Consider the following 11,854-nt stretch of genomic DNA (forward strand, 5'->3'; position numbering starts at 1 on the left):
CAACGGGCCCGGTGTTGCGTATGGGCGACAGTCCGTTCGAAATTTCTTGCAGCAACGACAAATTACTAGACGCTCAGGTCAGCGCGATCCTAGCCTCAAAAGAAAACCCGATATTCGAAAATCGAAATCGGAACAGGAGAGGATGACCATGCGCCTTACTGCGTATCTGCTGTCGGCGGCGACGATCGCGATAGCCTCGCCCGCCCTTGCCCAGAACAATTCGCCGGAGCCCTCGAGTTCGGCGACGCAGGCGACCTCGCCGACCGCAGCGGGCTCGGTGACGCAGGACGAGGCGGACCAGGGCGACATCGTCATCACCGCGCAGGGACGCGCGCAGGCGCTTGCCGACGTGCCGGTCGCGGTGTCGGCGATCACCGCGGACACGCTGCAGAATTCGGGCGCGAGCGACATCCGCCAGCTCAACCAGCTTGCCCCCTCGCTGCTCGTGTCCTCGACCGGATCGGAGTCGAACGGCTCGGCACGCATCCGCGGCATCGGCACCGTCGGCGACAATCCCGGCCTCGAAAGCTCGGTCGCGGTGTTCATCGATGGCGTCTACCGCTCGCGCTCGGGCATTGGCCTGACCGAACTTGGCGAGATCGACCGGGTCGAGGTTCTGCGCGGGCCACAGGGGACGCTGGGTGGACGTAACTCGTCCGCCGGCATGATCAGCATCATCAGCAAGGCGCCCTCGTTCCAAGGCTTCAGCGGCGGCGCCGAGGCGACCTACGGCAATTACGATTTCTATCGTTTCTCCGGCAATCTCAACCTGCCGCTGAGCAAGACGATCGCGGCGCGGATCGACGGCGTCTACGTCAAGCGCGACGGCTTCTATCGCGACTATACCAACAATACCGACGTCAACGATCGCAACCGCTATTTCGTGCGCGGCCAATTGCTGTTCGAGCCGAGCAGCGACCTTACCTTCCGCCTGATCGGCGATTATACCCATCGTGACGAAAAATGCTGCGCGGCGACTTATGTCGACCGTACCGTCAATCCCTCGGTGGGCAATCTCAACACTCCCGTCGCATCGGTGAACGCCGGCTTGGCCGCGGGCAGCAACGGCAACAATATCGTCAACGTCATCCGCGATCTCGGCCAGCCGCTCGGGCTCGTCACCAGCCCCGGCTACAGCCGCGACGTTTCGGTCAGCGCCGGCCGCAGCTTCGCCGGCATCACCAAGGACTGGGGCGTTTCGGGTCAGCTCGACTGGACGATCGGCACCACCAAGCTGACCTCGATCACCGCATACCGCGATTACGATTCGGATCAGGGCTCCGACACCGACTATAGCCGCGTCGACATCCTCTATCGCGCCGCCGACGGCAATTCCGCGCGCCGCTTCCGCACCTTCACGCAGGAACTGCGCCTTAACGGCTCGCTGTTCGGCGAGAAGCTCGACTGGCTGGTCGGCGGCTTCTTCGCCAACGAGGATCTGCGTCTGCTCGATAATCTGCGGTTCGGTCGCCAATATGGCCGTTTCGCCACCTGCCGCCTCGTCTCGGGCAGCGCGCTCGCGCAATTCTACGCGCCGGGGAGCACCGGCTGCCTCAGCGCGACGGGACGCGCGGTGCTCAGCGGTGGCGTCCCCGGCGTGGCCTCGCCCTTCGGTGCCGCGGGGCCGCTTATCGTCAACGCGATCGCCACGCTCGACGGCATCAACGACCGGGGTTCGACCCGCGACGTCTACAACCAGAACAGCCGCAACTGGGCGCTGTTCACGCACAATATCTTCCACGTCACCGACACCGTCGATCTGACGCTGGGCGCGCGCTACACCAACGAGCGCAAGACGTTCGACGCCAGCTTCACCAACGACAACACCGGCTGCGTCGCCGTCCAGAATTCGCTGGCGTCGGCGCTGGCGAACCCCGGTCTGGCGGCGACCGCGGCCGGCATCATCGGCCTCGCCTGTCAGGGCAACAACACCTCGGAACTCAACGGCGTGTCGATCAACAGCCGCCGCAAGGAGGATCGTTTCACCGGCACCGCGATCCTGTCGTGGAAGCCGATCGACGATTTATTGCTCTACGGCAGCTATTCGCGCGGCTACAAGGCGGGCGGCTTCAACCTCGACCGATCAGCGCTGAAACAGCCGGTGCAGACGTTCGCCCAGCTCGGCGGTGCGCAGGCGCTGGCCGATTCGCTGCAATTCGCACCCGAGACGGTCAATTCGTTCGAGGTCGGCGCGAAATACGGGACCGGTCCGTTCACCCTGTCGGCGGCGGCGTTCATCCAGGACTTCAGCAACTTCCAGCTGAATACCTTCAACGGCACGGTCTTCCTCGTCCAGAATATCAACGGCTGCTCGTCCAGCCTCAACGGCGGCGACCGCGACCAGAGCAAGTTCCCGGCAGCGAGCAACTACAATGCCGCGGCGAGCAGCACCGGCGTCTGCGCGTCCGACGATGTCGGTCACGGCGTTCGCGCCAAGGGCGTCGAGCTGGAAGCGTCGCTCGTTCCGGCGCGCGACTTCCGCGTCAGCCTCGGCCTGACCGTCACCGACACCAAATACCGCAGCCAGCTGGTCGGCAGCTCATCGGGTGCGCCGCTCGATCAGGCGCTGCGCCTGTTGCCGGGACGGACCTTGTCCAACTCGGCGGACATCGTCGCGACGTCTTCGGCGTCGTGGACGCCGCAGCTGGGGGGCGGCTATTCGGCGCTGTTCTACGTCGATACGCGCATGACCAGCGATTATAACACCGGGTCCGACCTGTTCCCGCAGAAGGCGCAGGACGGCTATGCGATCGTCAACGCCCGCATCGGCATCCGCATGCCGGACGAGCGGATCAGCCTGGAATTCTGGGGCCAGAACCTGACCAACGTCGATTATGCGCAGGTCGCGTTCAACTCGCCGTTCCAGGAGGGTGCGGCGAATGCGGCGTTCCAAGACCCGCAATATCCGGGCGGTCGCCAGCTCTTCTCGCAATATCTCGCCGAGCCGCGCACCTATGGCGCGACGATCCGCGCACGCTTCTGATCGCGTCGGCGGCGCTCGCGAGGTTCGATCGGTTTCCTGATCCGACTCGTCACCCCGGACTCGTTCCGGGGTCCACCGGGCCGCAAGGGAAGGGTGTCGGCTTCAGCCGTTCCCCTCGCCGCAGGGTGGACCCCGGAACACGTCCGGGGTGACGGGGAGAGCGTGGGGAGGGGGCCGACAGCAGCGCGAAGGCGCCGCCGTCCTACGCCGCCATCTCGGTCATCTCGCCGCTGGCGGCGGTGCGCAGGCGCCGTTCCAGCGTCTTGAGCCGCGCCGGCGCGGTGATGCGGTCGCCGGTGAGATCGGTGACGTAGAAGGTGTCGACCGCGCGCTCGCCATAGGTGGCGACATGGGCGGAATGCAGCGTCACCTTCGACTGGAACAGCGCCTGCGCGAGCTGGTTGAGCAGCGCCGGCCGGTCGCGGGCATTGACCTCGATCACCGTGAACCGGTTGGAGGCGTGGTTGTCGATCAGCACGTTGGGCTCGATCTCGAACGCATCGGCGCGCGTTCGCGCCGCGGGCTTGGCGACCAGACGGTCGGTAAGCTTGCCGCGATTGGCGAGCGCATCCTCGATTGCCGTCTTCAACCGCTTGAGCTGGTCGACATCGTCGAACGGCCGGCCGAACGGATCCTGGACGAGGAAATTGTCGATCGCCATGCCGTCGCGCGTCGTGTGGATGCGCGCGTCGATGATGTTGCCGCCCGCGACGTGGATCGCGCCGGCGATCCGGTAGAACAGGCCGGGATGGTCGGCGGCGTAGATCGTCACCAACGTCGCGCCGCGCGTCGCATAGACCTGCGCGTCGATCGAGAGTTGCGCCTCGCCTGCCGCCGCGATGAAGCGCGCGTTGTGCGCGAGCACGTCGTCGGGTTCGGCGATCCAATAGGCTTCGGGAAAGCGGCGGACGAAGGCGTCGAACCGCGCCGGTGCCCAGCCCAAGGTCGCCTGCAGCGTCTCCTGCCGCGCCGCGATCCGCTCGGCGCGGCCGCGCTGTTTGTGACCGAGCCGCAGCACCTCCTCGGCGCCTTCGTAGAGGTCGGCGAGCAACTGGCGTTTCCAGCCGTTCCACGTACCGGGGCCGACCGCCCGGATATCGACGATGGTCAGCACCAGCAGCAGCCGCAGCCGTTCCGGGCTCTGCACCACCTCGCAGAAATCGAGGATCGTCTTGAAGTCCGACAGGTCGCGCTTGAACGCGGTCGCCGACATGAGCAGGTGCCAGCGCACCAGCCATGCCACCGTCTCGGTCTCCGCCGGGGTCAGGCCGAAGCGCGGGCAGAGCCGCTCGGCGACCTCCGCGCCCAGGATCGAATGATCGCCGTCGCGCCCCTTGGCGATGTCGTGGAGCAGCACTGCGACATAGAGCACGCGCCGCGACACGATATGCTTGATGATCGCCGAGGCGAGCGGATGGTCCTGTTTTAGCTCACCCTTGTCGATCCGCGCGAGCAAGCCGATTGCGCGGATCGTATGCTCGTCCACCGTATAATGGTGGTACATGTCGAACTGCATCTGCGCGACGACGCGGCCGAAGTCGGGCACGAACCGGCCGAACACGCCCGCCTCGTTCATCCAGCGCAGCACCAGTTCGGGATCGCGCGGGCTGGTCAGCACGTCGAGGAACAGCGCGTTGGCGCGGGGATCGCGGCGATGGCGCGCGATGAGCTTGGCGTCGCGCGCCGCGGCGCGCATCGCCAGCGGGTGGATCTCGACGCCGTGCAGGTCGGCGAGCTGGAAGATCTCGATCAGCCGCACCGGGTCCTCGACGAAAAAGTCGTCGCGCGGCAGCGCCAGCCGACCGCGGTCGAGCACGAAACCGTGGAGCCTGTCCGGCCGTCGGCGGATCGTCGGCAGGCCGAACCGCCGCCCGCGCGCTGCGAACCGCTCGTCGAGATGCGCGAGGAAGACGCCGGTCAGGTTCCCGACCGTCTTCGCCTGCAGGAAGTAATATTGCATGAAGCGCTCGACCGCCGGTTTGCCGGGCCGGTCGGAGAAGCGCATCCGCGTCGCGATCTCGCGCTGGACGTCGAAGGTGAGGCGATCCTCGGCGCGGCGGGTGACGCTGTGCAGGTGACAGCGCACCGCCTGGAGGAAATTGTCGGCGCGGTGGAAAAGCCGGTATTCGGCCTTGGTCAGCAGGCCGACCTCGACCAGATCGGCGCCGCGCTGGACGTCGTGGATGTACTTGCCGATCCAGAACAGCGTGTGCAGGTCACGCAGCCCGCCCTTGCCCTCCTTGACGTTGGGTTCGACGACATAGCGCGTGTCGCCCATCTTGCGGTGGCGCGCGTCGCGTTCGGCGAGCTTGTCGGCGATGAACTGGCGCTCGGTGGCATGCTGCACCTCGCCCTTGAAGCGGTTCGCCGCCTCGTCGTAGAGCGTGACGTCGCCGGTGACGTAGCGCGCCTCGAGCAGCGCGGTGCGGATCGTGACGTCGCTTTTCGCCTGCCGCACCATCTCGTCGAGCGAGCGGCTGGAATGGCCGACCTTCAACGCCAGATCCCAGAGCGCGTAGAGCATCGATTCGATCACCTGCTCGGCCCAGGGCGTCTGCTTGCCCGGCGTCAGGAAGCCGATGTCGACATCGGAATAGGGCGCCATCTCGGCGCGGCCATAGCCGCCGACCGCGATCAGCGTCAGCCGCTCCCCCGCGGTCGGATTGTGGAGCGGATGCAGCCGCTGCGTCGCGAGGTCGAACAGCACGCGCAGCAGCTGGTCGATCAGATATGCCTGTGCGTTCGACGCCTCCAGCCCGCGCGAGGGGTGGGCGGCGAGCCGCCGCTGGATCTCGGCCCGCCCTTCGGCAAGCGCGTCCTTGAGGATGGCGGTGGCCTGGGTGCGCAGGCCGATGCCGCTGGCATCGATCGCGGCGATCCGCTCGGCGAGCGCGCGCCGATCGACGATCGCGCGGCGGTTGGGGAGATGGTCGAAACGGCGCTGCATGGCCGCAGGGTATAGCGGCGCGAGGGTTAAGGGGACATGGGCTTTGGATGGGGGGCTAAGTCCTTCCCCGCCACGGGCAGGGGGGCCGTCCGGCGCAAGCCGGATGGTGGAGGGGGAGGACAGGGCGGTAGCCCGATGACGAAGCTCCCGCCCCGTCCTCCCCTCCGTCACCGCTACGCGGCGCCACCTCCCCCTGGCGGGGGAGGATTTACCCCTCCCGCGCCAGCGCCTTTAGTCGGTAGAGCGTGTCGAGCGCCTCGCGCGGGGTGAGCGCATCGACATCGAGCGACTCGACCTCGGCGCGGATCGCGTCGCACGTCTCCTCCTCCGCTACCTGCGCCGCGGCGAACAGCGGCAGGTCGTCGAGCCCCGCGGCGAGCCCACCGGTCTTCGCGCGACCGGCCTCGAGCTTCGCCAGCACCGCCTTGGCGCGTGCCACCGTCGCCGGCGGCATCCCCGCCAGCCGCGCCACCGCGAGGCCATAGCTCCGGTCCGCCGGGCCGGTGGCAAGCTCGTGGAGCAGCACCAGCTCGCCCTTCCACTCGCGTGCGCGGACGTGGTGGAGCGTCAGCGCCTCGCAGCGCTCCGCCAGCCGGGTCAGCTCGTGATAATGCGTCGCGAACAGGCAGCGGCAGCGATTGTCCTCATGGATCGCCTCGACCACCGCCCAGGCGATGGCGAGCCCGTCATAGGTCGAGGTGCCGCGGCCGACTTCGTCGAGGATGACGAAGCTGTTCGGGGTCGCCTGCGCAAGGATCGCCGCGGTCTCGACCATCTCGACCATGAAGGTCGAACGGCCGCGCGCGAGATTGTCCGACGCGCCGACGCGGCTGAACAATCGGTCGACCATGCCCAGCGTCGCCTTGGTCGCGGGGACGTAGCTGCCGGTCTGCGCGAGCACCGCGATCAGCGCGTTCTGGCGCAGGAAGGTCGATTTGCCGCCCATGTTCGGACCCGTCACCAGCCACAGCCGCGAATCCGGGGTGAGCGTGCAATCGTTGGCGACGAACCGGTCGCCCGATTTCGCCACCGCCGCCTCGACCACCGGATGGCGGCCGCCGACGATGTCGAAACACGGGTGATCGGCGAGCGCCGGCCGCGCCCATTGCCCCTCCGCCGCGCGTTCGGCGAGCGCGGCGGCGACGTCGATCCGGGCGAGCGCATCGGCGGTGGCGGCGATCGACTCGCGATGGCCAAGCGCGGCGGCGGTTAGTTCCTCGAGATGCGCGGCCTCGGCGGCGAGCGCATGTGCGCCCGCCTGCGACACGCGCGCGGCGACCTCATGCAGCGCGGGCGTGTTGAAGCGGACGACGCCCGCCAGCGTCTGGCGATGGGTGAAGCCGCTGTCGGGCTTCATCAGCGGATCGGCGGACCGCGCCGGCACCTCGACATGATAGCCGAGCACGTTGTTGTGGCGGATTTTCAGCGCGGTGATGCCGGTCGCCGCCTTCATCTCCGCTTCGAGCGCGGCGATCGCGCGGCGGCCGCCCGCGCCGGTGTCGCGCAGCTCGTCGAGCGCGACGTCATAGCCCGCGGCGATATAGCCGCCGTCGCTCGCCTCGATCGGCGGCGCGGGCACCAGCGCGCGCTTGAGCAGGTCGATCAGCGCGCCATGGCCGCGCAGCTTCGGCGCCACGCGATCGAGCAGGGCGAGCGGCGCATCGATCTGCGCCAATCGCTCGCCGAGATGCCAGGCGCCGTCGAGCCCGTCGCGCAGCTGCCCCAGATCGCGCGGCGAGCCGCGGCCCGCCGCCAGCCGCCCCAGTGCCCGGCCGATATCGGGCAGGGCCCGCAGCGCCGCGCGGACCTGTTCGCGCTGGCCGGTGGCGTCATGGAAATATTGGACGAGATCGAGCCGCGCATCGATCGCGGCCTTGTCCATCAGCGGCGCGCCGAGGTCGCTCGCCAGCAGCCGCGCGCCGGCGCCCGTCACCGTCCGGTCGATGCAATCGAGCAGGCTGCCCTTGCGCTGGCCGCCGGTGGTGCAGGTGAGTTCGAGGCTCTCGCGCGTCGCGGCGTCGATCGCCATCGTCTCGGCCGCCTGGCTGAGCCGCGGCGGACGGAGGAAGGGCAGGGCACCCTTGGCGGTATGCTCGAGATAGGCGATCAGCCCGCCTGCCGCGGCGAGCCCGGCACGGCTGAACTGGCCGAAGCCGTCGAGCGTCGCGACGCCGAACAGCGTCTTCAGCCGCGTTTCGCCGCTGCCGCTGTCGAACGTCTGCTTCGGCCGCAGCGTCGTCGCGGCGGCGGCCTGTTCGCCGGCGTCCGACGCGACCACCTCGGCGGCGCCGAGCCGCGCCAGCTCGGCCCCGAGCGCGTCGATGGAACAGTCGATCACCTCGAAGCGCCCGGTCGAGACGTCGGCGGCGGCGAGCGCGACCGCGCCTGCCGCCTCGCCGATCGCGACGCACCAATTGTCGCTGCGCGCGTCGAGCAGCGCTTCCTCGGTCAGCGTGCCGGCGGTGACGACGCGGACGATGCCGCGCGACACCAAGGCCTTGTAGCCGCCGCGCGCCTTGGCCTCGGCGGGGGTTTCGGTCTGTTCGGCGATGGCGACGCGGTGGCCGGCCTTGATGAGGCGTTGGAGGTAGGCGGTGGCGGCATGGACCGGCACGCCGCACATCGGGATCTTCTCGCCGTCATGTTCGCCGCGCGAGGTCAGCGCGATGTCGAGCACGCCGCTGGCGATGCGCGCGTCGTCGAAGAACAATTCGAAGAAATCGCCCATGCGATAGAAGAGGAGGCAATCCTCCGCCTCGGCCTTCAGCGCGAGATATTGCGCCATCATCGGGGTGGGGGTGGTCGCGGGAGTCGCCATCGGCGGTCTGATAGCCGCTCGCCGCGTCGGCACAAGGCGTGGGTAAGTCAGCGGCTTCGGTTCGGCGCCTATGCCGCCCGTCACCCCGGACGTGTCCCGGGGGCCACCGGGGCGCACACGCCGGGCTTGAGCCTCCAGCCATTCCCCTCGCCGCGGAGTGGACCCCGGAACGGGCCCGGGGTGACGGAGTCTGCAGAACAACTTGCTACTGGCCCATGAGGCGATCCACCGTCCCGTTCGTCGATCCAGCCGGGAATATCCTTGAAGTCGCGCTTGCGCCAGATCAGCAGCCACGGGCATGCCCGCGCCACGTTCTCGGCGGTGGGCTGACGCGGATTGCGCGGCAGAATGTCGGCCTCTCGCCTAGTATCGCCAACTTAACCCCTACTGCCGCGGGTTGAAAGCCCGGCCCGAACCGGTCAAGAGCCGTAGCGTCAGCCCGTCAGCGAGGTCCCATGTCCGACGAAGCGTCCGTCCAATTCTCCGAGCGTGAGGCGCTGCTGTTCCATTCGGAGGGGCGTCCCGGCAAGATCGAGATCATTGCCTCCAAGCCGATGGCGACGCAGCGCGACCTCGCGCTCGCCTATTCGCCCGGGGTCGCGGTGCCGGTGCAGGCGATCGCCGACGATCCCGCCATGGCCTATGACTATACCGCCAAGGGCAATCTGGTCGCCGTCATCTCGAACGGCACCGCGATCCTCGGCATGGGCAATCTCGGCGCGCTCGCGTCCAAGCCGGTGATGGAAGGCAAGGCGGTGCTGTTCAAGCGCTTCGCCGACGTCGACTCGATCGACATCGAGCTGAAGACCGAGGACGTCAACCGATTCATCGACGCGGTCGAACTGATGGAGCCGACCTTCGGCGGCATCAACCTCGAGGATATCAAGGCGCCGGAATGTTTCATCATCGAGCAGACGCTGCGCGAGCGGATGAACATCCCCGTCTTCCATGACGACCAGCACGGCACCGCGATCATCGCCTCGGCGGGGCTCATCAACGCCTGCCTGCTGACCGGGCGGCGGCTGTCCGACGTCAAGCTGGTCGTCAACGGCGCGGGCGCGGCGGCCATCGCCTGCACCGAGCTGATGAAGGCGATGGGCGTGCGCCACGACAACGTCATCATGTGCGACAAGACCGGCGTCATCTACCAGGGTCGCGACGACGTGAACCAGTGGCAGTCGGCGCATGCCGCCAACACGACCAAGCGCACGCTGACCGAGGCGCTGGAGGGCGCGGACGTGTTCCTCGGCCTGTCCGCCGCGGGCGCGCTCAAGCCCGAGATGGTCGAGCATATGGCGCCGTCGCCGATCATCTTCGCGATGGCCAATCCCGAGCCCGAGATCCGCCCCGAACTCGCCAAGGCGGCGCGGCCCGATGCGATCGTCGCCACCGGCCGATCGGACTATCCGAACCAGGTCAACAACGTGATCTGCTTCCCCTTCATCTTCCGCGGCGCGCTCGACGTGCGCGCGACCGGCATCAACGATGCGATGAAGATCGCCGCCGCCAACGCGATCGCCGAACTGGCGCGCCAGCGCGTGCCCGAGGAAGTGGCGGTCGCTTATGGCGTGCAGCACAGCTTCGGCCCCGAATATATCATCCCGTCGCCGTTCGATCCGCGGCTGATGGAGCTGGTGCCGTCGGCGGTCGCGAAGGCGGCGATGGATTCGGGCGTGGCGATCAAGCCGATCCTCGACATGGACGCCTATCGCCAGACGCTGCGCGCGCGGCTCAACCCGACCACCTCGGTGCTCAGCCTCGCCTATGAGGGCGCGCGGGCGCGGCCGAAGCGCGTGCTGTTCGCCGAGGGCGAGGAAGAGGTGGTGCTGCGCGCCGCCATCTCGTTCAAGGAAGGTGGCTATGGCACGCCGGTGCTGGTCGGCCGCGACGACGTCTACGACCGGTTGAAAGCCTTGGGCGTCGCCAATCCGCAGGAATATGAGGTCCACAACAGCCGGCACTCGCCGCTGGTCCCGAAGATGGTCGACTTCGTCTACGCGCGGTTGCAGCGCCGCGGCTATCTGCGCCGCGACGTCGAGCGGATGATCAACCAGGACCGCAACGTGTTCGGTGCGGCGCTGCTGCAACTGGGCGAGGCCGATGTGATGATCACCGGCATCACCCGCACCTGGGCCGAATCGATGCGGCAGGTGAAGCGCGTGATCGATCCCGAGGCGGGCCGCACCCCGTTCGGCATCCACGTCCTCGTCGGCCAGAGCCACACGGTCTTCATCGCCGACACGACGGTCAACGAGCGGCCGACCGGCGAGCAACTCGCCGATTTCGCGGAACAGACCGCGCAGGTCGCGCGCCGCATGGGCCACGAGCCGCGCGTCGCGATGCTGAGCTATTCGACCTTCGGCAATCCAAAGGGCGCGTGGGTGGACAATATCCGCGAGGCGGTGGCGGTGCTCGACCAGCGCAACGTCGGCTTCGAATATGAGGGCGAGATGCCGCCCGACGTGGCGCTCAACCCGCGCCAGCTCGCCAACTATCCGTTCGCGCGGCTGTCGGGGCCGGCGAACATCCTGATCATGCCGGGGCTGCAATCGGCGCATATCTCCGCCAAGCTGCTGCGCGAACTGGGTGGCGACAGCGTGATCGGGCCGATGCTGATCGGGATGGAGAAGCCGGTGCAGATCGCGCCGATGACCTCGACGGCGAGCGAATTGGTGACGCTGGCGGTGCTCGCGGCGGGCGGAATCGCGCGGTAATTGCGGGGGCGGGGCTGCGGGAGCCCGCGTCCCCGTCCCGGCATCGGGCCGGGGTCCCGCTTATGCCTCGCCCGGCAAAGGGAGGGGGGCGCTGGATCACGTCCGGCGAGACGAACAATGGCCGGCGTCAGCCCGGGCGGGACCGACAGTCAGGCACATTCTTACCGCGCCAGGGCAGGGCTATCGCATATGGCTGCGCGGCTGAGGTCGATCGGCTTTTTCATCAGATTCGTCACCCCGGACTCGTTCCGGGGTCCACCCCACCGCAAGAGAGGGGTGTCCAATCAAGCCCTTCTCCTCGCCGCAGAGTAGACCCCGGAACAAGTCCGGGGTGACGGAGTGGCTTGGAACTAGGCGCGCTTGATATGTGATAGCCCTGCCCTGCGGATAAG

At 68.0% G+C, this 11,854-nt stretch carries 4 protein-coding genes; 2 read left to right on the forward strand and 2 right to left on the reverse strand.

The features are described from left to right. The first annotated feature begins 148 nt into the window (after positions 1-148). Positions 149-2,983, forward strand: a complete 2,835-nt coding sequence (locus HD841_RS10810) for a TonB-dependent receptor (RefSeq protein ID WP_179508916.1) — start codon at positions 149-151, stop codon at positions 2,981-2,983. A 202-nt stretch (positions 2,984-3,185) separates the two neighbouring features. Here the strand turns inward: HD841_RS10810 and HD841_RS10815 are convergent, their stop codons facing one another. Both HD841_RS10815 and mutS read right to left on the reverse strand, forming a co-directional pair. Continuing rightward, the gene (locus tag HD841_RS10815; RefSeq protein ID WP_179508917.1) at positions 3,186-5,930 is read right to left on the reverse strand and encodes a [protein-PII] uridylyltransferase; all 2,745 of its coding nucleotides are present in this window, start codon (positions 5,928-5,930) and stop codon (positions 3,186-3,188) included. Between the two features lie 208 nt (positions 5,931-6,138). Continuing rightward, complete coding sequence (gene mutS, locus HD841_RS10820) at positions 6,139-8,718, reverse strand: DNA mismatch repair protein MutS (RefSeq protein ID WP_179509376.1); 2,580 nt, start codon at positions 8,716-8,718, stop codon at positions 6,139-6,141. Positions 8,719-9,203: 485 nt separating this feature from the next. Here mutS and HD841_RS10825 point away from each other — a divergent pair, with 485 nt between their 5' ends. Next, entirely contained in the window at positions 9,204-11,462 is a 2,259-nt protein-coding gene (locus tag HD841_RS10825) for an NADP-dependent malic enzyme (RefSeq protein ID WP_179508918.1), read from the forward strand. Positions 11,463-11,854 lie beyond the last annotated feature (392 nt).

The sequence above is a fragment of the Sphingomonas melonis genome, assembly GCF_013409985.1.
Taxonomy (GTDB): domain Bacteria; phylum Pseudomonadota; class Alphaproteobacteria; order Sphingomonadales; family Sphingomonadaceae; genus Sphingomonas; species Sphingomonas melonis_A.